The sequence below is a fragment of the Mycobacterium sp. E2989 genome (assembly GCF_001667595.1).
Taxonomy (GTDB): Bacteria; Actinomycetota; Actinomycetes; order Mycobacteriales; family Mycobacteriaceae; genus Mycobacterium.
Genome location: NZ_LZJX01000026.1, coordinates 22,725 through 43,808, shown reverse-complemented (window position 1 = coordinate 43,808; position 21,084 = coordinate 22,725). Strand labels below are relative to the sequence as shown.

General features: G+C 68.5%; 20 protein-coding genes and 1 riboswitch. Of the genes, 10 read left to right on the top strand and 10 right to left on the bottom strand.

The annotated features are described in order from the left end of the window. Positions 1-410 precede the first annotated feature (410 nt). Positions 411-734, top strand: coding sequence for a putative quinol monooxygenase (locus A5680_RS06450; protein WP_067817412.1), 324 nt, complete (start codon positions 411-413; stop codon positions 732-734). Here the strand turns inward: A5680_RS06450 and A5680_RS06445 are convergent. Further along, a complete protein-coding gene (locus A5680_RS06445; RefSeq protein WP_067817407.1) occupies positions 731-1,423 on the bottom strand; it encodes a guanylate cyclase in 693 nt (230 codons plus the stop codon). The genes A5680_RS06450 and A5680_RS06445 overlap by 4 nt on opposite strands. A 70-nt stretch (positions 1,424-1,493) precedes the next feature. Here A5680_RS06445 and A5680_RS06440 point away from each other — a divergent pair, with 70 nt between their 5' ends. Then, positions 1,494-1,703: a hypothetical protein gene (locus tag A5680_RS06440; RefSeq protein ID WP_055405643.1), complete on the top strand. Its 210-nt coding sequence runs from the start codon at positions 1,494-1,496 to the stop codon at positions 1,701-1,703. On the opposite strand, the gene A5680_RS06435 is transcribed toward A5680_RS06440, so the two are convergent. Next, a complete protein-coding gene (locus tag A5680_RS06435) occupies positions 1,655-2,479 on the bottom strand; it encodes an adenylate/guanylate cyclase domain-containing protein (RefSeq protein ID WP_067817403.1) in 825 nt (274 codons plus the stop codon). The genes A5680_RS06440 and A5680_RS06435 overlap by 49 nt on opposite strands. A 126-nt stretch (positions 2,480-2,605) precedes the next feature. Between A5680_RS06435 and A5680_RS06430 the strand changes: the two genes are divergently transcribed. After that, positions 2,606-4,012 carry a glucose-6-phosphate dehydrogenase gene (locus A5680_RS06430; RefSeq protein WP_067817400.1) on the top strand — a complete coding sequence of 469 codons (1,407 nt, stop codon included), beginning with the start codon at positions 2,606-2,608 and terminating at the stop codon, positions 4,010-4,012. A gap of 15 nt (positions 4,013-4,027) precedes the next feature. Next, positions 4,028-5,050: a phosphogluconate dehydrogenase (NAD(+)-dependent, decarboxylating) gene (gene gnd / locus A5680_RS06425; protein ID WP_067817397.1), complete on the top strand. Its 1,023-nt coding sequence runs from the start codon at positions 4,028-4,030 to the stop codon at positions 5,048-5,050. Here the strand turns inward: gnd and A5680_RS06420 are convergent. Further along, a complete protein-coding gene (locus A5680_RS06420) occupies positions 5,047-5,910 on the bottom strand; it encodes an alpha/beta fold hydrolase (RefSeq protein WP_055405588.1) in 864 nt (287 codons plus the stop codon). The two genes, gnd and A5680_RS06420, sit on opposite strands and share 4 nt — an antisense overlap. Positions 5,911-6,021: 111 nt before the next feature. On the opposite strand from A5680_RS06420, the gene A5680_RS06415 reads away from it, so the two are divergent. The 3 genes from A5680_RS06415 (at position 6,022) to A5680_RS06405 (ending at position 8,754) form a co-directional block, all read left to right on the top strand. Next, positions 6,022-6,495 (top strand): VOC family protein, encoded by a 474-nt coding sequence (locus A5680_RS06415; protein WP_067817395.1) that lies wholly within the window; start codon positions 6,022-6,024, stop codon positions 6,493-6,495. A 111-nt stretch (positions 6,496-6,606) separates the two neighbouring features. Continuing rightward, positions 6,607-7,512, top strand: a complete 906-nt coding sequence (locus A5680_RS06410) for an alpha/beta fold hydrolase (protein WP_067817392.1) — start codon at positions 6,607-6,609, stop codon at positions 7,510-7,512. Next, on the top strand, positions 7,513-8,754 hold the full coding sequence (locus tag A5680_RS06405) for a WS/DGAT domain-containing protein (protein WP_067817388.1): 1,242 nt from the start codon (positions 7,513-7,515) through the stop codon (positions 8,752-8,754). A 2-nt stretch (positions 8,755-8,756) separates the two neighbouring features. Here the strand turns inward: A5680_RS06405 and A5680_RS06400 are convergent, their stop codons facing one another. Then, positions 8,757-9,371 carry a winged helix DNA-binding protein gene (locus A5680_RS06400; RefSeq protein WP_067817385.1) on the bottom strand — a complete coding sequence of 205 codons (615 nt, stop codon included), beginning with the start codon at positions 9,369-9,371 and terminating at the stop codon, positions 8,757-8,759. Next, positions 9,368-10,939 carry a pyruvate, phosphate dikinase gene (locus A5680_RS06395; protein WP_067817382.1) on the bottom strand — a complete coding sequence of 524 codons (1,572 nt, stop codon included), beginning with the start codon at positions 10,937-10,939 and terminating at the stop codon, positions 9,368-9,370. Before A5680_RS06395 ends, A5680_RS06400 begins: the two co-directional genes overlap by 4 nt. 191 nt (positions 10,940-11,130) lie before the next feature. Here A5680_RS06395 and A5680_RS06390 point away from each other — a divergent pair, with 191 nt between their 5' ends. Further along, on the top strand, positions 11,131-11,640 hold the full coding sequence (locus tag A5680_RS06390; RefSeq protein ID WP_055398923.1) for a DoxX family protein: 510 nt from the start codon (positions 11,131-11,133) through the stop codon (positions 11,638-11,640). A gap of 7 nt (positions 11,641-11,647) precedes the next feature. On the opposite strand, the gene A5680_RS06385 is transcribed toward A5680_RS06390, so the two are convergent. Further along, the gene (locus A5680_RS06385; RefSeq protein WP_369827616.1) at positions 11,648-13,012 is read right to left on the bottom strand and encodes a flavin monoamine oxidase family protein; all 1,365 of its coding nucleotides are present in this window, start codon (positions 13,010-13,012) and stop codon (positions 11,648-11,650) included. Between the two features lie 117 nt (positions 13,013-13,129). Here A5680_RS06385 and prpD point away from each other — a divergent pair, with 117 nt between their 5' ends. Continuing rightward, positions 13,130-14,629, top strand: a complete 1,500-nt coding sequence (gene prpD, locus A5680_RS06380) for a 2-methylcitrate dehydratase PrpD (RefSeq protein ID WP_082970280.1) — start codon at positions 13,130-13,132, stop codon at positions 14,627-14,629. A 116-nt stretch (positions 14,630-14,745) separates the two neighbouring features. On the opposite strand, the gene A5680_RS06375 is transcribed toward prpD, so the two are convergent. Then, positions 14,746-14,964 (bottom strand): hypothetical protein, encoded by a 219-nt coding sequence (locus tag A5680_RS06375; RefSeq protein WP_055398917.1) that lies wholly within the window; start codon positions 14,962-14,964, stop codon positions 14,746-14,748. Positions 14,965-15,089: 125 nt separating this feature from the next. Between A5680_RS06375 and A5680_RS06370 the strand changes: the two genes are divergently transcribed. Then, positions 15,090-16,838 (top strand): DUF3556 domain-containing protein, encoded by a 1,749-nt coding sequence (locus tag A5680_RS06370; protein WP_067817374.1) that lies wholly within the window; start codon positions 15,090-15,092, stop codon positions 16,836-16,838. A gap of 39 nt (positions 16,839-16,877) precedes the next feature. Here the strand turns inward: A5680_RS06370 and metE are convergent, their stop codons facing one another. From metE to A5680_RS06355, 3 genes are all read right to left on the bottom strand, one after another. Then, positions 16,878-19,148 carry a 5-methyltetrahydropteroyltriglutamate--homocysteine S-methyltransferase gene (gene metE, locus A5680_RS06365; protein ID WP_055398961.1) on the bottom strand — a complete coding sequence of 757 codons (2,271 nt, stop codon included), beginning with the start codon at positions 19,146-19,148 and terminating at the stop codon, positions 16,878-16,880. Between the two features lie 137 nt (positions 19,149-19,285). Further along, a riboswitch (cobalamin riboswitch) is annotated at positions 19,286-19,479 on the bottom strand. Between the two features lie 51 nt (positions 19,480-19,530). Then, positions 19,531-20,172, bottom strand: a complete 642-nt coding sequence (locus A5680_RS06360) for an SDR family oxidoreductase (RefSeq protein ID WP_055398913.1) — start codon at positions 20,170-20,172, stop codon at positions 19,531-19,533. A 38-nt stretch (positions 20,173-20,210) separates the two neighbouring features. Next, positions 20,211-21,053: an SDR family oxidoreductase gene (locus A5680_RS06355; RefSeq protein WP_055398959.1), complete on the bottom strand. Its 843-nt coding sequence runs from the start codon at positions 21,051-21,053 to the stop codon at positions 20,211-20,213. Positions 21,054-21,084: the final 31 nt, after the last annotated feature.

The window sequence follows — 21,084 nt, the reverse complement described above, 5'->3', positions numbered from 1 at the left end:
GCCAGTCGCGCGCTGGGCGAGACGAGCAGCACCGCGCGCGGCGTGGCCACGCACTCGGCCAACAGCCGCCGCCCGGCGATCCGGGAATTGCGAATCCCTAACGAATTGAATTCGCGAAGGCCTCAATCTATTGCGTGGCTATTAGACGCGTATAGGACACGCAAATAGCACGGACCGTGGTGCGAAGTGAAATAGCTCCGAATGCACAGCAACTGTGAGCCAGGCCACTTTGCGCGGTGCTTCGGCGCTTCGCGAGAGCGAGCAAGCAAACCGATAGTGCGCCCCGGGCATCCATTCAGATGCCCGGGGCGCACTTTGCTGGCGGCGTCCCCCGACCGGTTGCGAATATGCTGGTGCCTGCTCGGTGGCGTCGCGGCACATCTTCCAGACGAGCGAGACGGGGGCCGGCCATGATCTTCATCGTCGTCAAATTCGAGACCAAACCGGACTGGACGGACCGCTGGCCCGATCTCGTCGCCTCCTTCACCGCCGCCACGCGCGCGGAGGAGGGCAACCTGTGGTTCGAGTGGTCGCGCAGCCTGGACAACCCCGCCGAGTACGTCTTGGTAGAGGCGTTCCGTGACGACGAGGCGGGCGGCGTCCACGTCAACAGCGACCACTTCAAGCGGGCGATGCGCGAGCTTCCCCAGGCGCTGAAGTCCACGCCCAAGATCATCAACCAGACGATCGACGCGGCGGGGTGGTCCGAACTGAGTGAGATGTCGGTCGACTAGCCGATTTCGCCTACGGTGACCGCGATTTCGTCGCCCAGTCGGTAGCCAGGCGCGAGCGGAAGCACATCACCGCTCCAGAACTTGCCCGGGTCGAACCAGTTCGTGCCCTTGTCGGTGTTGAGCAGCCCCATCTCCTCGTAGGTGATCGCCACCGTCTCCGCGCAATAAGCCGTGGAAAGGCTCATCTTGCGCTGTTCCCGTCGGCGCCGGGTCTGCTCTCGAATCTTGCTGTCCACCACCGGGATTCCCCGCACCCAGTCGTTGATGGTGGGCAGGCGCCCACGGAACCAGCGACCGGTCAGCCGGGCGGTGGTGGGAAACGCCGTCCCGTCCATGCGCGCGATCACGCGCAGCAGCTTGTTCTCCTGGTCGCGGGTGGGATTCGGCGTCAGCTGACGCAGCCAGCACCGCTGCTGGTATCGCTGGGTCCACTGCAGGACCGCCTGCTGCAGGTCATTGAGTTGCACGCCGCGGTGGTTGGTGCCGGTCCACATGTCGACGAGCTTGTCGCCCAACTCGGCATGCCAGATCAACGGCGGCAGGTCGTCGATGGCCACCGTCATGCCGACGTGGTTCACCGGGGCGTTGGTCAACGTCTGAATCGCGCGGTCGGGCCGCGAGCGGCCGCGGAACAACCAAAGATCGCCGGTGCGAGTTTCGTTCAGCGCCTCATCGAGGGTCAGCGTCATGAGCCTGTCGATGCCTGTGTCCGGTTGCAAGAGCACACAAAGTTAATCACAGGGCGCATACGCTGTGGTGATGCGCAGTGTGTGGAAATGGCTTGGGCTGGCCGGCGTCGCCGGCGTCGTCGCCGGCGGCGCGCTGGTGGTTCGCGACCAACGCAAACGGCGCGCCTACACCGCCGACGAGGTCCGGTCCCGCCTGCATCAACGGCTGGCCGAATACGAAGCGGATGGTTTTCAGTCCAGATCGGGATCGGGCGGGGCCTCCACCGCGAACAGCGAATAGGTCCCCGAAAAGCCTTTCAGTTCAACCTCGCGGCCCCCGTCGAAGCCGATGTCGTCGCAGTCGGAAAGGGCATCCCGCACCGGTTGACTCACCAAGATCTCGCCGCCGGCGGCCTTGCCCGCCACCCGCGCCGCCATCGCGACGTTGCGGCCGAACAGGTCGTCGCCGCGGCGTACCGAGCGACCCATGTGGATGCCGATCCGAACGCGAATCTCCTCGTGCCGCTTGCGTTTTGCGTCCTTGCGCAGCGCGCGCTGTAGGTCGACGCCACATCGCACCGCTTGGTCGGCGCGGGAGAAGGCGACCATGAAACCGTCGCCCTGGCTCTTCACCACGTGACCGGACCGCTTCTGCACCAGGTCCGACACCAGCTTGTCGTGCGCCGCAATGAGCTTGACCCAGGCCCGGTCGCCGATGCGCTCGTTGAGGGCGGTGGATTCCTCGATGTCGGAGAACAGGATCACCACCCGGCCGTCCGGCGTGACCCGGGCCAGGTCGGGCCGCTCCACCTCGGCCCAGTCGGCGAGGTCCTCGATCGAGCTGCGTACGGCCGCGCCGAACCCTTCCTTGCGCAACAGGTTGGCGGTGTTCCACACCCGCTTGACCGCCTCGCGCCCACCGGACAGCAGCTGAGTGCGAGCGTCGGTGCGGTGCCGCAACTCCTCGATCTCCTCGCGGCTGCGCACCAGCAGGCGGGACAGCACGGCGAGGCCGACTCCCTCGATCACGGCGAGGCCTGCCAGTACGTAGACCGTGATATGCAGCGCGTCGCCCACGCAAGCATCCTGCCAAATGCCGCGATGGCGTGAGGTTGTCGGGCCTGGGCGCGGTGTCTAGTGTTAGGTCCGACCGCCGCGGGTAGTGAGTCTTCAAAGAGCCAACGACTATCGAAGGGTGCGGGCTTGGCTGACGGCGGTGACAGCTCCTCGAACAAGCTGGTGATCTTCGGCATCACCGGCGACTTGGCGCGCAAGATGACCTATCGCGCCCTGTACCGCCTCGAGGCGCGCGAGTTGTTGGACATCCCGATCATCGGGGTGGCCAGCGACGACATCCCGCTCGAGAAACTCGTCGAGCGGGCCCGCGACGCCATCAAGGCCTCCGGTGAGAAGTTCGACGACGCGGTGTTCGACCGTCTGGCCGGCCGGCTGTCCTACCTGCACGGCGACGTCACCGACGAACAGCTCTACGGCCAGCTCGCCCAGAAGATCGGCAAGGACTGCCGCCCGCTGTACTACCTGGAAATGCCGCCGTCCTTGTTCGCGCCGATCGTCGAAAACCTGGCCAAGGCCGACCTGCTGGAGTGCGCGCGCGTCGCGGTGGAAAAGCCGTTCGGCCACGACCTGGCCTCCGCGCGGGACCTGAACGCCCGGCTGCGCGCGGTGCTCGACGAGGACCAGATCCTGCGCGTCGACCACTTCCTGGGCAAGCAACCCGTCGAGGAACTGCAGTACCTGCGCTTCGCGAACAACGCCCTGGCCAAGGTGTGGGACCGCGACAGCATTTCCGAAATCCACATCACCATGGCCGAGGACTTCGGCATCGAGGACCGCGGCAAGTTCTACGACGCGGTGGGCGCCCTGCGTGACGTCGTGCAGAACCATTTGCTGCAGGTGCTCGCGCTGGTCGCGATGGAACCCCCGGTCGGTCCCAGCGCCGACGACCTGAACGACAAGAAGGCCGAGGTGTTCCGGGCGATGCCCGCGCTGGATCCCGAGCGTTGCGTGCGTGGCCAGTACCGCGGCTACACCGACGTCGACGGGGTGGCCAAGGATTCGCAGACCGAGACCTATATCGCGCTGCGCACCGAGATCGACAACTGGCGCTGGGCCGGCGTGCCGATCTTCCTGCGTGCGGGAAAGGCGCTGCCGGAGAAGGTCACCGAGGTGCGGATGTTCCTCCACCACGTTCCGGGGTTCTCGTTCCTGCCGAACCGCCGGCCGCCCGAGCCCAACCAGATCGTGCTGCGCATCGATCCCGATCCGGGCATGCGGCTGCAGTTGTCCGCCCAGGTCGGCGACGGCTGGCACGACGTGCACCTGGACTCCTCGTTCGCCGAGGATCTCGGGGAAGCCGTGCGCCCCTACGAACGGCTCCTGTACGCCGCGCTCACCGGGGATCGGCAGCTGTTCGCCCGGGAAGACGCGATCGAGGAGACCTGGCGGATCGTGCAGCCGGTGCTGGACAAGCCGGGCCGGATCCACCACTACGACCAGGGCACCTGGGGACCCGAGGCCGCGCAGTCGTTGCTGCACGGCCACCGCAGCTGGCAGGAGCCGTGGCTGCCGAAGCAGACGTCGTCACAGTAAGGAGATCGAGAAGAGATGCAGCTCGGGATGATCGGCCTCGGCCGGATGGGAGCGAACATCGTCCGCCGGGTCGCCAAGGACGGACACGAATGCGTGGTCTACGACCACAACCCCGACGCAGTCAAGGCGATGTCGGGGGAGGAGCGAACCACCGGGGTGTCGTCGCTGCAGGAGCTCGCCGAGAAGCTGACCGCGCCACGGGTCGTCTGGGTGATGGTGCCGGCGGGGACCATCACGACGGGGGTCATCGACGAGTTGGCCACCACGCTGGAGGCCGACGACATCGTGATCGACGGTGGCAACTCGTACTACCGCGACGACATCACCCACGCGAAGACGCTGTCGGACAAGGGAATTCATCTACTCGACTGCGGCACCAGCGGAGGCGTGTGGGGCCGGGAACGCGGCTACTGCCTGATGATCGGCGGCGACGACGACGCTTTCCTGCACGCCGAACCGATCTTCGCGAGCGTCGCACCCGGGGTGGACGCGGCGCCGCGCACCCCCGGGCGCACCGGTGAGGTCGCGCGATCGGAAAAGGGTTACCTGCATTGCGGGCCGTCCGGCGCCGGGCACTTCGTGAAGATGGTGCACAACGGCATCGAGTACGGGATGATGGCCTCGCTCGCCGAGGGGTTGAACATCCTGCGCAACGCCGACATCGGCAAGCACATCGAGCAGGGGGACGCCGAGACGGCGCCGCTGTCGAATCCGGAGTACTACCAATACGATTTCGACATCCCCGAGGTCGCCGAGGTGTGGCGCCGCGGCAGCGTCATCGGCTCCTGGCTGCTGGACCTGACCGCGAGCGCGCTGCGCGAATCGCCCGACCTCAAGGAGTTCTCGGGACGGGTCTCCGACTCCGGGGAGGGCCGCTGGACCGCCATCGCGGCGATCGACGAGGGCGTGCCGTCGCCCGTGCTGACGACCGCGTTGCAGTCCCGCTTCGCCTCGCGCTCACTCGATGACTTCGCCAACAAGGCGCTGTCGGCGATGCGCAAGCAGTTCGGCGGTCACGCGGAGAAGCCGGCTAACTAGTGCCGTTTGACGAACTTCACCACGGCGTCGCTGAACGCGTCGTTGTCGTCGCCGGCCGCCGTGTGCCCGGCGTTGGACAGCTCGACGAACTCCGCGCGGGGCACGGTGGCGAGGAAATGGCGGACCCCTTCGGGGCTCACGACGTCGGACAGCTTCCCGCGGATGAGCAGGACGGGAATCGACAGGCTCTTGGCGGCCTGCTCGAACTTCTCCGTCCGGAGCTCGGGATCGTCGCCGGGTTTGGTCATGAACGCCGGGTCCCAGTGCCAGTACCAGCGGCCATCGCGTAGGCGCAGGTTCTTCTTCAGCCCTTCGGGGCTGCGCGGCTTCTCCCGGTACGGCAGGTAGGCGGCGACGGCGTCGGCGGCCTCGTCGAGAGAGTCGAAACCGTCGAGGCCGCTGATCATGAAGTCGCGAATGCGGGCGCTGCCGCCCTTCTCGAAGCGGGGCACCACGTCGACGAGGACCAGGCGGGTCACGCTCGCCGGGCCGGCCCGGTGAGCGGCGAGGATGCCGGTCAGGCCGCCCATGCTCGCCCCGATGATCATCACCGGCCGGCCGATCGCGCCGATCACCTTCAACACGTCGGCGGTCAACGTGTCCACGTCGTAGTCGGCGTTGGGTGCGCGATCGCTGTCCCCATGACCACGGCTGTCCAGCGCCACGACGTGCAGGCCCTGATCGGCCAGGACCTGGCCGGTGTTCTTCCAGGAATGCCGGTTCTGGCCGCCGCCGTGCAGCATGAGCACGCTGGGCCGTCCCGCACCGTCGGTGCCGCGATTCCACTCGTCGGCGACCAGGGTGATCCCACCGGCCCCGGAAAACTCGACCGTCTCGGGGGTGCTGGTGACGGTGCTCATGCGACCTGACGTTACCTAGACCGTTTCCAGGGTCGACGGCGCGGTGAGTTTTCGCCGCCGCCGGGGTCTGTCATGACGTACCGAACGAGCCGACAAGGAGGCCACGACCCCATGCCAGCGATCACCCCGTCGTTATGGTTCGACCACAACCTGCAGGAGGCGGCCGAGTTCTACACCTCGGTGTTCCCCAACTCGCACATCGAGGGGTTCAACCGAACCACCGAGGCCGGACCGGGTGAACCGGGCACGGTCCTGTCGGGCAGCTTCGTGTTGGACGGCAGCCGGTTCATCGGCATCAACGGCGGCCCGCACTTCCAGTTCAGCGAAGCGGTGTCCTTCACCGTCCACTGCAAGGACCAGGAGGAGGTCGACTACTACTGGGAGCGGCTGACCGATGGCGGCGAGGAATCGCAATGCGGTTGGTGCAAAGACCGCTTCGGGCTGAGCTGGCAAATCGTCCCCGACCGGCTCTACGAGCTGATCGGCGGCCCCGATCGGGCCCGCGCGGCGGCCGCCACCCAGGCGATGTACGGCATGCGGAAGATCATCATCGCGGAGCTGGACAGCGCCGCCGCGCAGGTGTAGCGAAACCGCCTGCGGCATAGTGTTTTTGACTCCCATGGGCATGCGGTCGGTGCGTCGTCGACCGGCACGCGTTAGGTTGGTCGGTGCGGACGCGCCGAACAGGGAGTCAATATGGGTGAACCAGGCTGGATCGACGTGCCCGGCCCCGCCGGGGACCTGAAGGCACTCACCTGGGGGCCACGCGATGCCCCCGTCGCGCTGTGCCTGCACGGCTTCCCCGACACCCCCTACGGCTTTCGCAAGATCGCCCCGCGGCTCGTCGACGCCGGGTGGCGGGTGGTGGCGCCGTTCATGCGCGGGTACGCGCCGTCGTCGATCGCCGCCGACGGCAGCTATCACGTCGGGGCGATGATCGACGACGCCCTGCGGGTGCGCGAGGCAGCGGGGGGCACCGACCGTGACGTGGTGATCGGCCACGACTGGGGAGCGATCGCCGCCACCGGCCTGGCCGCCATGCCCGACAGCCCGTTCACCAAGGCGGTGATCATGTCGGTGCCGCCCTCGGCGGCGTTCCGTCGCCGGGGCGGCGCCGCGGAACGCGGGCGACTGGCCGGGCACCTGGCGCGTCAAATGCTGCGCAGCTGGTACATCATGTACTTCCAATTGCCTTGGCTGCCCGAGCGTTCCGCGTCCTGGGTGCTGCCGCTGCTGTGGCGGCGGTGGTCGCCGGGCTATCGCGCCGACGAGGACCTGCGCCACGTCGACGCGGCGATCGGGACGCCGGAGAGCTGGCGCGCGGCGCTGGGGCCGTACCGCGCCACGATCCGCAACACCCGGCCGCCGGCGCGATATGCCAAATTGAACGAGCTGTGGACCGCGGAGCCCGTGTGGCCGTGCCTGTACCTGCACGGCCGCGACGACGGTTGCATGACACCGGCTTTCGCCCGCTGGGCGGAGAAGGTGCTGCCGCCGGGCAGCGAGGTGGCGATCGTCGATCACGCGGGACACTTCCTGCAGCTCGAACAGCCCGACAAGGTCGCCGACCTGGTGCTCGGGTTCATCGGCTCAGCCGGCTGAATGGCCGCGCAGCGGATGGCCGCTGTCGACGCGCAGTTCTACTGGATGTCGGCCAAGATCCCCAACGACGAGTTCCTGCTGTACGCGTTTGACGGCGAACCCGCGGACTATTCGGCCGCCGTCGAGCAGGTCTTGGGGCGGGCCCGCGCCTGCCCGGAGCTGGCCCTGCGGGTCCGCGACCGCGGCCGGCTGAGGTACCCGCAGTGGGTGTCGGCGGCCGTGACGGCCGACCGGGTGGTGCGCCACGACCTCGACGACCCGACGTGGGTGCGTTGCCTGGCGGCCGTCGTCGCCCTGTCCGCTGATCAGCTGGACGTCCAACGGATGCCCTGGCGGCTGCACGTCTTCACCCCCGTGCTGGGCATCCCGGGCGTCACCGGCCCGGCGAGCGTGGCGGTCATGCAGGTCGCGCACGCGCTGGCGGACGGGGCGCGAGCGTCGGCCATGGCGGCCTGGCTGTTCGGCCGGGCGGATCTCGTGCCCGCCGTGCGACGGTTGCGGTCCGGCTTCCTGCCGTGGCGCGCCGCCCGGGCGGCTCGGGCGCATCGCCAATTGACCCGCGACATTCGCTCCGGGGTGGAGGCCGCCGGCGCCGGCCCGCGGCCCCCGCTGCCGACGAACGCGCGGCCCGGGCCGGCCCGATCGGTGCGCACGCTGGTGCGACACCGTTCGCAATTGCGCGGTCCCACCGTCACGGTGGGTGCGCTGAGCGCGGTGTCGACGGCCCTGTCCCAGCTGCTGGGCGATGCCGCCGACACCCTGGGCGCCGAGGTCCCGATGGCCAAACCCGGTGTGGCGCGGGCATATAACCACTTCGGCAACGTCATTGTTGGCCTGTACCCGGCGCTGGACGTACAGGCCCGCGAGGAACGGATCGCCGCGGAGCTTGCCAACGGACGGCGTCGCTTCGCCCACCCGGCGACGCGCCACGCCGACCAAGCCTTCGCCGCGGTGCCCGCGTCGCTATTGCGTTGGGGCGTAGCCCAATTCGACTTCGAAGCCCGCCCGTCGCAGGTGTCCGGCAACACCGTGCTGTCCAGCGTGAACCGCGGGGCCGCCGACCTGGCCTTCGGTGACGCCCGGGTGGCGCTGACGGCGGGCTACCCGGCGCTGTCGCCGGCGATGGGCCTGACACACGGCGTGCATGGCATCGGCGACACGATCGCGATCAGCGTGCACGCGGCCGAGACGGCCGTTCCCGACATCGACGCCTACGTGCGGCTGCTGGACGCGGCGCTCTAGCCCTACTGCGCGTCGCCGGATCGGGCCGCCTCCTCGCGCGTCAGGCCGACCGCGGAGATCAGCTCCTCGTGCAGCTCAAACCACACGGTGTGATACGAGTCCACGAGCGGCCTGGTCAGCCAGGCGGGGTCCCCATCGCGGATTTTGCGCAGCGCCGCAGCAAGTTTCGCCGAGTAGATGCTCAACCGCGGCAGCTGAGCCGTGGCCGCCTCGACGATCGGCAGCACCCGCGCGTGCACCTTGTCGAGCCGGGCCAGCACCGCGGCATCGTATTCCGCGTCGTCGTGGGTGTTGGCGCTGCCGCCCGGGCCGCCCTTGAGCTGCCAGTCGGTCACGAGAGACTTGAAATCGGCGTTGACCGGACGAAAGTCGTCGTAGGCGGCTTCCAGCGTGGCCCGGTCGGCGCCGCGCCGCTCGTCGTCGAGCAGCGCCGCGAGCCGCTCGCGCCCGCTTGGGGTGATCCGCACCGCCGCGCCGTCGGCCAACAGGCCCGCGGCGGTCAGCCGCTCGACGAGTTCGGTCACCCGGGCGGGGTCCTCGTTCAACGTCGCGGCCAGGTCTTCGGGGCGCACCCGGCCCTTCAGCCGAACCGCTTGCAGCACAGCCAGTTCGGTCATGAGGCGGGCTTTTCCGTCAGGCGCAACGCGGTCAGCATGACGATCAGCGGGGTGGCCGAGACGACGTCGGTATGCCCGCCGTCCATCGCGGCCGCGACCGCGGCCTCCCCGGCGTCATCCAGGTGCGGGTGGTCACCGGAGGTGTGCGCGCGCAGCGGGCTGATTCGCCGCGCGATGTCGGCCAGTTCCCGCAATTCCGGGGTATCGCTCTCCGACCAGGCGGACAAGGTCAAATTGCCTTCGCGCACTTCGCCTTCGCCGCCGTCGACCGTGATCGACTTGCCGGCCAGCGATGCGGCGACCCCGCGGCCGCAGCCGACCACGGCCACTCGGCCGAGTTCGCGGCTCACGACGGCCGCGTGGCTGGCGGCGCCACCGACCTCGGTGACGATGCCCTGCGCGGCCAGCATGCCGGAGACGTCTTCCGGCCTGGTGTGGTCGCGCACCAGGATGACCGACTCGCCCCGCTCGGCGGCATCGAGGGCCTGATCGACATCGGTATAGGCCGTGCCCGACGCCACGCCCGGGCAGGCCGGCAATCCTCTGGCCAAAAGCCTTGCCGACAGCCTTATTTCGGGCTGAAGGGCGGGTAGCAGCAGCGTCCGTACGTGCGCCGGGGTGACCCGCCGCAGCGTCTCGGCGTCGTCGATGAGCCCCTCGTGCCGTAGCTGCAGCGCCAATCGCACCGCGGCTTGCGCGGACCGCTCAGCGTCCCGGGTCTGCAGCAGCCACAGCCTGCCCTCTTCGACGGTGAACTCGATCTCTTGCACGTCGGCGCCGAGCCGCTCCAATCTGCCTGCGGCGTCCAGCAGCTCGTCGTAGACCGCCGGCTGTTCGTCGCGCAGGGCGGTGATCGGCTCGACGTCGACCGACCCGGACACCACGTCGTCACCCTGCCCGCCCGGCAGCCATTCGCCGAAGGGTGCGTTGTCGCCGGAAATGGGGTTGCGTGAAATGAAAGCGCCCGCACCGGAATTCGGGCCGAAATTGCCGAACACCATCGCCTGCACCACCACCGCGGTGCCGCTGAGATCGTCGACGCCTTGGTGGGCGCGGTAGGCGACCGCACGAGGCGAGTTCCATGAGGCGAACACCGCCTCGATGCCGGCGCGCAGCTGGGCATACGGGTCGTTGGGCACCTCGTCCGGGCCGACGATGCGCCGGTACATGCGGTCGAACCGCTGGCGGGTGTCGCGGGCGAACGCCGCGGTCCCGGCCGCGGCCAGCGCCTGCTCCACGTCGTCGTTCATGCCGAGGTCCAGGATCGTGTCCATCATGCCCGGCATCGACTGGGTCGCCCCGGAGCGGACGCTGACCAGCAACGGACGCGGGCCCCGCCCGAACGTGCGCGACGTCTGCGCCTCCAGCCAGTTCATCCGGTGCAGCACGTCGTCCCAGATCGCGTCCATCGTCGCCCGGGGGTCGGCGAGGTAGCGCAGGCCCACCTCGGTGGTGATGCAGAACGCGGGGGGCACCGGCAGACCGTGCCGGCGCATCGCCTCGATGCCGTGGCCCTTGTTGCCCAGCAGCTCTCGGGGGTGATTCGCTGTGCCGTCCAACAACACCACGGATTGCCCGTCGGAAGCGGACCCGGACGCGTCACGGCGGGCGCCGCTGCCTCGTGCGATACGAGCCGTGGTGCACCCCCTCGTGATCTGTTGCTGATGGCCCGGAACGCCCGCAATGGTCCCACACGGACGTGGACTGGCCGCTCGGCGCTCCTGTTGTCGGGGGAGCACCATGATCTAGGTTTGCAGGTATGACTCCCTACGACGTCGGGTTACTGATCCTGCGGCTGGTGTTGGGCGTGACGTTGGCCGCGCATGGCTACAACAAGTTCTTCGGTGGCGGCCGCATCCCGGGCACCGCGCGGTGGTTCGAAAGCATCGGCATGAAGCCGGGCAAGTTCCACGCCACCGTGGCCGCCACCACCGAGATGGCCGCCGGTCTGGGCCTGGCCGCCGGGCTGCTCACCCCGATCCCCGCGGCGGGCTTCGTGTCGTTGATGCTGGTCGCGGCCTGGACCGTGCACCGCGCCAACGGATTCTTCATCGTCAAGGAGGGCTGGGAGTACAACCTGGTCCTGGCGGTCAGCGCCATCGCCATCGCCACCCTGGGCGCGGGAAAGATCAGCCTGGACTATGTGGTGTTCGGGCACAACTGGATGGACGGCTGGCGCGGCCTGCTGATCTCGGTGGGGTTGGGCCTGGCCGGCGCGATCGGCCAGCTGGTCATCTTCTACCGGCCGCCCGCTAAGCAAGCCGGTTAGCTGGGGGTCAGGCGACCGCGGCGGTCTCGGCTTCCCGGACCTCGGTCGCGGCGCGCTCGCCAGAGCGGATCGCGCCGTCGATCCACCCGCACATGATGGCCGAGCTCTCGGTTCCGGCCCAGTGGATGCGTCCGCATGGCTCGCGCAGGGTGTAGCCGAATTCGGTCAGCACGCCGGGCGGCGCGTGGCCGATCATCCCGCCGCCGGAGTAGCGCTCGACGGTCCAGTTCTGCTCGTGATATTCCGACGGCGATCTGGCCTTATCGCCGAATCGGTCGACCACCTCGCCGATGATGGCCGCTTTGCGCTCGGCCTCGTCGAGCTTTGTCAGCCGGCGCGCCGCGGGGCCTTCGGTGATGACGCACATGACCCCGGGGTTGCCGGTGTCGGTGCAGGCGTCGATCGTCAGGCTGGCCAGGGATCCCGGCGCGGCCGTTTGGCCCGAGAGCCCGTCGGCGCGCCAGAACGGCTCGTCGTAAATGATGGACGTCTTGACGACCGCGCCGCTCGGCATGCGCTGGTGCAGCAACGCGCGGTCCACCGGGAGCATCGGCTCGTAAACGATCGAGGTGGCGATCGCGAGCGGAATGGCGACGATGACGCGCCGCGCGCGCACCGTCAGGTCGGCGGCGGTGACGGTCACGCCGTCGGCGTCCTGGGCGATTTGCCGGACCGGCTGCGAAAGATGTAGCGCGTCACCCAATTCCGCGGCGATTGGGCCGTAGATGGCGCCCATCCCGCCGACCGGGCGGGCATCCTGGGAGCCCCCCTTGCCCGAGATCGCGAACGTGAGCCCGCCGGCCGACGCCGTCTGGAGCAACCCCCACAGCAGCGACGTCTCCGACGCCGCCGACGTGTAGAGGCCGGCGAAGGCCATGTCCAGCATCTCGGCGGCCTGCTTGGACGCCGTCTTGTTGTTGATCCATTCCCCGATGCTGATTCGGTCCCACTCCTTGGCCTTCTTCGCCTCCCACGGGGCCTCGCGCGGAATGGCTTTGCACATCTCCTCGATGGCGACCAGGCCGATCCCGAGGTTGGCGACCGCCCACGGGCTCATGGTCCACGGAATGGTTCCGCCGTAGCGGTGCTTCTTGCCGCCGACGACCATCATCGCGTCGCCGTCATTGTGCTGCTTGTACTCCGGCACACCGAACTCGTTCATCAACGCATAGATGCGGTCCTGGCCCGGCCCGATCCACGCGCCGCCACGATCGATCCAGGTGCCGTCCGGGCGGTACTCGGTGAAGGTGCGGCCCCCCACCCGATCGCGCGCCTCCAGCAAGGCCACCGAATGGCCCGCCTGTTTCAGCCGCAGGGCGGCCGTCAAACCGGCGAATCCCGCTCCGACCACGCAGTAATCGACCTCTGACACGGCTGACTCCTCAACCTCGTTCCGCCCCAGCAGCAAACTACACCGCGGGCGGTGCCGGTGGTGGTGGGTTAACGCAGATTTCTGCGCGCGTTGGTCATAGGGTGCGGACTTGTGTTGATGCATACGGTTCGGGCGCGGCGCAGCTCGGACGACTTCCCCCGCGCCGAACACCTGGCGGCCAAGATCGCCGAAGTCGCAGCCGATCCCGTGGCCGTCGAGGCGGAAACCGCGGAGATGGTGGCGAATCGGATCATCGACAACGCGGCGGTCAGCGCGGCCGCGGTGTTGCGTCGACCGGTGACGGTGGCGCGGCGGCAGGCGCTGGCCCATCCCGCGGCTTGCGGCGCCAACGTATTCGGCGTCGACGGCACCTATTCGGCGGAGTGGGCGGCGTGGGCCAACAGCGTCGCGGTGCGCGAACTCGACTTTCACGACACGTTTTTGGCCGCCGAGTACGCCCACCCCGGCGACAACATCCCCCCGCTGGTCGCGGTCGCCCAGCAGCTGGGCCTCGGCGGCGCCGACCTGATCCGCGGCCTGGCGACCGCCTACGAGATCCAGATCGACCTCTCCCGCGGAATCTGCTTGCACGAGCACAAGATTGACCACGTCGCGCATCTGGGTCCGGCGGTGGCCGCCGGCATCGGGACCATGCTGAAACTGGACACCGAGACCATCTACCAGGCGGTCGGGCAGGCGCTGCACCTGACCACCAGCACCCGCCAGTCCCGCAAGGGCCTGATCTCCAGCTGGAAGGCGTTCGCCCCGGCGCACGCCGGCAAGGTCGGCATCGAGGCGGTGGACCGGGCCATGCGCGGCGAGGGATCGCCCGCCCCGATCTGGGAGGGCGAGGACGGCGTAATCGCCTGGCTGCTGGGCGGACCCGAGCGCGAATACCACGTGCCGCTGCCCGCCCCCGGAGAACCCAAGCGCGCCATCGGAGACAGCTTCACCAAGGAGCATTCCGCGGAGTACCAAAGCCAGGCGCCGATCGACCTGGCCCGGCGGCTGCGCGAGCGCATACCCGACCTCGGTCAGGTCGAGACCATCGTGCTTCGCACGAGCCACCACACCCACGTCGTCATCGGAACGGGCTCGGGGGATCCGCAGAAGTTCGATCCGGACGCTTCCCGGGAGACGCTCGACCATTCGCTGCCGTACATCTTCGCCGTCGCCCTGCAGGACGGGGTGTGGCATCACGAACGCTCCTACGCCGCGGAACGGGCGCACCGGCCCGACACGATCGAGCTGTGGCGCAAGATCTCCACGGTCGAGGACCCGGAGTGGACGCGCCGCTACCACTCGAGCGACCCGGCGCAGAAGGCGTTCGGGGCGCGCGCCGAAATCACGCTACGCGGCGGGGAGGTGATCTCCGACGAGTTGGCCGTCGCCGACGCGCATCCGCTGGGCGCGCGGCCGTTCTGGCGCCCGCAGTACGTCGAGAAGTTCACCCAGCTGGCCGGCGACGTCGTGGAACCCGCCGAGCGGCAACGGTTTCTGGACGCCGTCGATTCCCTGGCCGGCCTGCGGGCCGGCGCGCTGGATGCGCTCAATCCACGCGTTTACCCAGAGGCTCTGCGGCGGGCGCCGGCGACCCCGCCGGGCATCTTCGGGTGACCGAAATCGGGTGCGCGGTCACGGCTTTGAGCGTGCGGCCAGGGCGGAGTCTTCGCGGATTTCTCGCCCTCAGTTCACGCTGAAAGCCCTCAGTTCACCCTCGAGCGGGAAAGCCGTTACGGGCTGGGCGCCGGGCCGCCGTACTGCCACACCAGGTTGTGGGCGCCGGTCATCGTGGGGTTGCACCACATCGTCCTGCCGTTGCCGTCCTGGGTGGTGGCGTGCAGCGTCGCGCACCCGTCGCCGGGTGCCGGCGCGTCGGCTCGGGCCACCGCGATCGGTGCGGCGGCGGCGACCAGCACCGCAGCCGATATGGAAACGAAAAGCCTGCTCATGATGGACGCCTCCTAGCGAGCCGCGCCGATCCGGGTTTCACGCTATCCGGCGGCGAGGGCACAGGCAAAGGATTGTTGCCCGGCTTGAGTGCGGTTCGCCTAGAACACGTTCTAATCTGACCACCATGGGATTTCTCAAGCCTGAGCTGCCGCAGCTCGACATGGCCGAGTGGAACAAGGGCACCCGTAGCGAGAAGATCCGCCCGATGGCCAAGCACTGGGCCGAGGTGGGCTTCGGCACGCCGGTCGCGCTGCACCTGTTCTACGTCGTCAAGATCCTGCTCTACATCCTCGGCGGTTGGCTGTTCGCCTCGGCCACCAAGGGACTCGGCGGGTTCACCCACGTCGCGTCCTGGTGGTCGGAGCCGATCGTGTTCGAAAAGGTCGTGCTGTACACGATGCTCTTCGAGGTGATCGGGCTGGGCTGTGGCTTCGGCCCGCTGAACAACCGGTTCTTCCCGCCGATGGGGTCGATCCTGTACTGGATGCGGTTCGGCACCATCCGGCTGCCACCGTGGCCGGACCGGGTCCCGCTGACGAGGGGCACCAAGCGCAAGCCGATCGACGTCGCGCTCTACGCGCTGTTTTTGCTGGTGACCCTGAGCGCGCTGTTCGCCGACGGCACCGGACCGATACCCGAGCTCGGTACGACGATCGGGTTGCTGCCGGCGTGGAAGATCGTGCTCATCCTGTTGCTGCTCGCCGTGGTCGGGCTTCGTGACAAGGTGATCTTCCTGGCCGCCCGCGGGGAGGTGTACGCGACGATGGCGGTGACCTTCCTCTTCGGCGGGGTCGACATGATCGTCGGGTCGAAGGTGGTGTTCCTGGTCATCTGGATGGGCGCCGCCACGTCGAAGCTCAACAAGCACTTCCCGTTCGTGATCTCCACGATGATGTCCAACAATCCGCTGGTGCGGCCCCGCTGGCTCAAGCGGCAATTCTTCGAGAAGTTCCCGGACGACCTGCGGCCCGGCCGGCTGTCGCGATGGCTGGCGCACCTGAGCACCGCCATCGAGATGCTGGTGCCGCTGCCGTTGTTCTTCTGCCACAGCGGCTGGCCGATCACGATCGCGGCCATCGTGATGGTCTGTTTCCACCTGGGGATCCTGGTGTCGATACCGATGGGCGTGCCGCTGGAGTGGAACGTCTTCATGATCTTCGGCGTGCTGTCGCTGTTCGTCGCGCACGCGCGACTGGGCCTGCGCGATCTGAGGCACCCGGTGGTGGTGGCGATACTGTTCGTCGTCATCGCGGGAATCGTCTTGCTGGGCAACATGTTCCCCCGCAAGATCTCGTTCCTGCCGGGGATGCGGTACTACGCCGGCAACTGGGACACCACGCTGTGGTGCATCAAAGGATCGGCCAGCGACAAGATCGCCAGGGGCATCGTGGCGATCGCGAGCATGCCGCAGGCCCAGCTCGAGCGGTTCTACGGCAGCCCGGAGGCCGCGCAGATCCCGCTCTTCATGGGATATGCGTTCCGCGGCTTCAACACTCACGGCCGCGCGCTGTTCACCCTCGCGCACCGCGCGATGGCGGGCCAGAACGAGGACGACTACGTCCTCACCGACGGCGAACGCATCTGCAGCACCGCCATCGGCTGGAACTTTGGCGACGGCCACATGCACAACGAGCAGCTCATCACCGCGCTGCAGGAGCGCTGCCATTTCGAGCCGGGGGAGGTGCGGGTGGTGCTGCTCGACGCGCAGCCCATCCACAAACAGGTGCAGGCCTACCGGCTGGTGGACGCGGCGACGGGCGAGTTCGAGCGCGGCATCGTCCGCGTCGCCGACATGGTGACCCGGCAACCGTGGGCTGACGACGTTCCCGTTGAGGTGCTTTCGGACGAGGCGCCGAGCGTCACGCCAGAGTGACGGTGGCACCCGAGGGCCACGCTGGCGTGACGCTCGCGGTCAGGCGCCCGCTCGGACCTCCCGCGCCGCGGCCACCATGTTCTGCAGTGAAGCGGTGACCTCGTCGGCATTTCGTGTCTTCAGGCCGCAGTCCGGGTTGACCCACAGCCGTTCCGCCGGAACGGCTTTCAGCGCCGCGCGCAACGACTCCGCCATTTCCTTCGTGCTCGGCACTCTGGGCGAGTGGATGTCGTAGACGCCCGGACCGACGCTGTTGGAAAAGCCGACCGAGTTGAGGTCGTCGAGCACCTCCATGTGTGAGCGCGCCGCCTCGAGGGACGTCACGTCGGCGTCCAGGTCGGCGATGGCCCCGATCACCTCGCCGAATTCCGAGTAGCACAGGTGGGTGTGGATCTGGGTGGAGTCATCGACGCCGGAGGTGGCTAGCCGGAAAGAACCTACGGCCCAACGCAAGTAGTCCTCCTGATCCGCGCGGCGCAGCGGCAGCAGCTCCCGCAGCGCCGGCTCGTCGACCTGGATGACGGCGATGCCGGCGGATTGCAGGTCCACGGTTTCGTCGCGGATGGCGAGCGCCACCTGGTTGGCGGTGTCGGCCAGCGGCTGGTCGTCGCGGACGAACGACCACGCCAGGATCGTGACCGGACCGGTCAGCATGCCCTTGACCGGCTTGTCGGTCAACGATTGCGCGTAGGAGATCCAGTCGACGGTCATCGGGTGGGTGCGAATGACGTCGCCGTAGAGGATCGGCGGACGCACGCAGCGGCTGCCGTACGACTGCACCCAGCCGCTCTGCGTCGCGAAGAAGCCCTGTAGCTGCTCGGCGAAGTACTGCACCATGTCGTTGCGTTCCGGCTCGCCGTGCACCAGCACGTCGAGACCCAGCTCCTCCTGCAGCGCGATGACGTCGGCGATCTCCTTGCGCATCCGCTTCTCGTACTCCGCCTGGTCGATCTCGCCGGACCGCAGCGCGGCGCGCGCCTTGCGGATCGCGGCGGTCTGCGGGTAGGAGCCGATGGTTGTGGTCGGCAGCGCCGGCAGGCGCAACCGCTCGTCCTGGCGGGCACGACGTGACGCCGGGTCGCCGCGGTGGGTGCCGGTGGCGACGATCTCCTCGATGCGTTCCCGCAGCCGGTCGTTGTGCAGCCGCGGGTCGCTCTTGCGGGAGGCCACCGCGGTGTTGGACGCGGCGATCTCGTCGGCGACCGCGCCGCGCCCTTCGCGCAGGGCGCGCGCGAGCGTCACCACCTCGGCGACCTTCTCCTTACCGAACGCCAGCCAGCTGCGCAGCGCGTCGTCCAGGTCGGCCTCGGGTTCGAGCGAATACGGCACGTGCATCGTGGAGCACGACGTCGAAACCGCAACCGTGCCAGCCGAACCCAGGAGGGTGGTCAGTTTGTTCAGCGCGGCCTCCAGGTCGGTGCGCCACACGTTGCGCCCGTCGACGACGCCGGCCACCAGGGTCTTGCCGGACAGCTCCGGTATGCCCGCCACCGCGGTGTCGGCGCCGTAAACGAGGTCGACGCCGATCGCCTCGACCGGGGTGCGGGCCAGACCGGCCAGCGATGCGCCGGGATCACCGAAGTAGGTGGCGACGTAGATGGCCGGCCGGTCGGTCACCTTGCCCAGCGCGTTGTACGCGGCCTCCGCCAAGGCCGGGGCGTCGGGGGAGATGTCGGTCACCAGCGCCGGCTCGTCGAACTGCACCCACTGCGCGCCGTTGGCGGCGAGCAGCCCCAACAGCTCCGAGTAGATGGGCACGAGTTCCTGCAGTCGCTCGATCGGTGCGCCGCCGCCGTTGACCGCCTTGCTCAACAGCAGGAAGGTGATCGGTCCGATGACGACGGGGCGGGCGGGGATCCCCTGCGCGAGAGCCTCTTTCAGTTCGGCGAGCACCTTGTCCGGGTTGAGCGAGAAGGTGGTCGAGGGCTCGATCTCGGGGACCAGGTAGTGGTAGTTGGTGTCGAACCACTTGGTCATCTCCAGCGGCGCGACGTCGGGATTGCCGCGGGCTGCGGCGAAGTAGCGATCCAGATCGTCGGGGACCCGTGCGGCCCGGGGCGGCAGGGCGCCGAGCATGACGGCGGTGTCCAGCGTCTGGTCGTAATAGGAGAAGGTGTTCACCGGCACCGAGTCCAGGCCGGCGGCGGCGAGGCCGGCCCACATGTCGCGGCGCAACGTCGCGGCGACCGATTCCAGCTCGGACCGGCTGGTGCGTCCGGCCCAGTACCCCTCGGTGGCGCGTTTGAGTTCGCGCTTCGGGCCGATGCGGGGCGAGCCGACGACCGTGGCGGTGAATGGTTGGGAGATCACGGTATTTTCGTCCTTCAATCGACGGGGTGGTCACCGCCATGCGGACGCAAGCCGATCCGGCTGCGGTGCGCAAGGTACACGCATCTCAACCGTCGCGGCCGAACGCCCATTCCACGAGGCGATGAGCCGCCGGGCGCGGCGCGCCCGGCACAGCTGGCAGGTCTTCGGACTCGCAGGCGCACACCCCGATTGGTGTTCCTAATGGCCGTCGCTTCCCGGTCTTGCGACCAGTGCTTTTGACGGCGGTCGTTCCTGCATACCGCTGCGGGACAGTCCCGGGCTCTCACCGGGTTCCCTCTCGCGAAGCGTTACCAACCCGCCTCGCTCGATGCCGAAGTCGCGTGGTGCGGCGACGGCAGACCAGCTGCGAGATGCAGTTTAGTCAGCCCTTCAACGCCGCCGCGATCGGGACGTCGCCGTTGTTGAAGTCGATGGTCCGGCCGATCGTCGCGTTGTTTTCCAGGGCGACCGCGGCCACCTGCGCAACGTCCGCACGGGATACCTCGCCTTTGCCCTCACCGAGGGCGATTCGGCCCGTCGGCGGGTCGAGGGTGAGCCGGCCCGGTCCCAGGATCGTCCAGTGCAAACGGCTGGCGCGCAGGTGTTCGTCCGCGGCCGCCTTCGCCTCGGCGTACGGGAAGAACGAACTGTCCTGCGCGACACCGTGATCGGGACCCGCCCCAAAATACGACACCATCACGAATCGCAGGATGCCCGCCCGCTCGGCGGCATCGATCACCCGGATGGCCGCGTCGCGGTCGACGGCGTACGTGCGCGCCGGGTTGCCGCCGCCTGCGCCGGCGGAGAAGACGACCGCGTCGTGACCGGTCAGCAGCTCGGTGAGCGCGTCGGTGTCCAGGCGCTCGATGTCGGCGACCACCGGCTTTGCGCCGGTGGCCGCGACGTCGTCCGAATGTTCGGGGTTGCGGAAGACCGAACTGACCTCGTCGCCGCGTTCGGTCAGGATGCGGGCCAGCTGCAGTGCGACCTTGCCGTGCCCGCCGATGACGATGACTCGTGCCATGCCCCCGACGGTACCGGCGCCGAAACGGGCACCCGTCTCTAGAGCTTCACCCGCCCCATGATGATGTCGATGATCGGCTTGCCCGGCGGGTAGGCGTTGGTGAGCGAGGCCATCGTGTGCCCGTAGTCCACCAGCAGCGTGATGCCGCTGATGCCGAAGGCGGCGGCGCTGTTGAGGAACGCCATCACGTCACCCATCTGCTCGGGGGTATGCACCTTCGAGCCGGTCTCCTCGCGGTAGTCCTGCGCGAAGGTGAGCCAGAGGTCGGCGTTGGCCTGGGCCAGCGGGGTGTCGGTGGGGCCGGGGCAGATCGCGTTGATGCGGATGCCCCTCTTCAGCAGCGGGTAGCCCTGGGTCGCGACGTAGGCGTTGACGACCTTCTTGGAAAAGCCGTAGTGGATGATGCCTTCCGCTTCGTGTGCCTTGACCCACTCCTGCGCCGAGGCGAAATCCGGCGTGGCGAGAAATTCGGTCAGCAGCTCCAGGTCGTTTTCCCAGCCCATGCCGGCGACCGAGGAGATGAAGCAGATCGCCGAGCCGGAGGGAAGCTGGTTGCGCTCGAGGAGGCGGTCGATGAGGTGGCGGTGGCCGAGGAAGTTGATGGCCATCAGGTCGGTTGTCCCGTCGGCGATGCCGGCGGCCGAGAACAGGGCGTGGACCGGCCCGTCCAGCTGCTCGACCGCCGCGTCGATCGACGCGGGATCGCGCAGGTCCACCTGGATGGCCTTGGCGACGTCGTAGTTCACCGGCGCGTAGTCCATCACGATCACCTCGGCGCCGAGCTCGGCCGCGGACTTGGCCGCCGCCGCGCCCATGCCGGTGGCGCCGCCAACGACGAGAGCCCGCTTGCCGTCGTAGCGCAACCGATCGACAACAGTCATGGAAATCCCCTTCTCGTTCACTGCCAACGCG

What these genes read in the sequence shown, in the direction of transcription:
- A5680_RS06445 (WP_067817407.1), bottom strand. Translation starts at nt 1,423, where the DNA reads ATGACGCTGACCCTCGATGAGGCGCTGAACGAAACTCGCACCGGCGAT.
- A5680_RS06405 (WP_067817388.1), top strand. Translation starts at nt 7,513, where the DNA reads ATGGCCGCGCAGCGGATGGCCGCTGTCGACGCGCAGTTCTACTGGATG.
- A5680_RS06440 (WP_055405643.1), top strand. Translation starts at nt 1,494, where the DNA reads ATGCGCAGTGTGTGGAAATGGCTTGGGCTGGCCGGCGTCGCCGGCGTC.
- gnd (WP_067817397.1), top strand. Translation starts at nt 4,028, where the DNA reads ATGCAGCTCGGGATGATCGGCCTCGGCCGGATGGGAGCGAACATCGTC.
- A5680_RS06415 (WP_067817395.1), top strand. Translation starts at nt 6,022, where the DNA reads ATGCCAGCGATCACCCCGTCGTTATGGTTCGACCACAACCTGCAGGAG.
- A5680_RS06375 (WP_055398917.1), bottom strand. Translation starts at nt 14,964, where the DNA reads ATGAGCAGGCTTTTCGTTTCCATATCGGCTGCGGTGCTGGTCGCCGCC.
- A5680_RS06420 (WP_055405588.1), bottom strand. Translation starts at nt 5,910, where the DNA reads ATGAGCACCGTCACCAGCACCCCCGAGACGGTCGAGTTTTCCGGGGCC.
- A5680_RS06450 (WP_067817412.1), top strand. Translation starts at nt 411, where the DNA reads ATGATCTTCATCGTCGTCAAATTCGAGACCAAACCGGACTGGACGGAC.
- A5680_RS06400 (WP_067817385.1), bottom strand. Translation starts at nt 9,371, where the DNA reads ATGACCGAACTGGCTGTGCTGCAAGCGGTTCGGCTGAAGGGCCGGGTG.
- A5680_RS06370 (WP_067817374.1), top strand. Translation starts at nt 15,090, where the DNA reads ATGGGATTTCTCAAGCCTGAGCTGCCGCAGCTCGACATGGCCGAGTGG.
- A5680_RS06355 (WP_055398959.1), bottom strand. Translation starts at nt 21,053, where the DNA reads ATGACTGTTGTCGATCGGTTGCGCTACGACGGCAAGCGGGCTCTCGTC.
- A5680_RS06410 (WP_067817392.1), top strand. Translation starts at nt 6,607, where the DNA reads ATGGGTGAACCAGGCTGGATCGACGTGCCCGGCCCCGCCGGGGACCTG.
- A5680_RS06360 (WP_055398913.1), bottom strand. Translation starts at nt 20,172, where the DNA reads ATGGCACGAGTCATCGTCATCGGCGGGCACGGCAAGGTCGCACTGCAG.
- A5680_RS06390 (WP_055398923.1), top strand. Translation starts at nt 11,131, where the DNA reads ATGACTCCCTACGACGTCGGGTTACTGATCCTGCGGCTGGTGTTGGGC.
- prpD (WP_082970280.1), top strand. Translation starts at nt 13,130, where the DNA reads ATGCATACGGTTCGGGCGCGGCGCAGCTCGGACGACTTCCCCCGCGCC.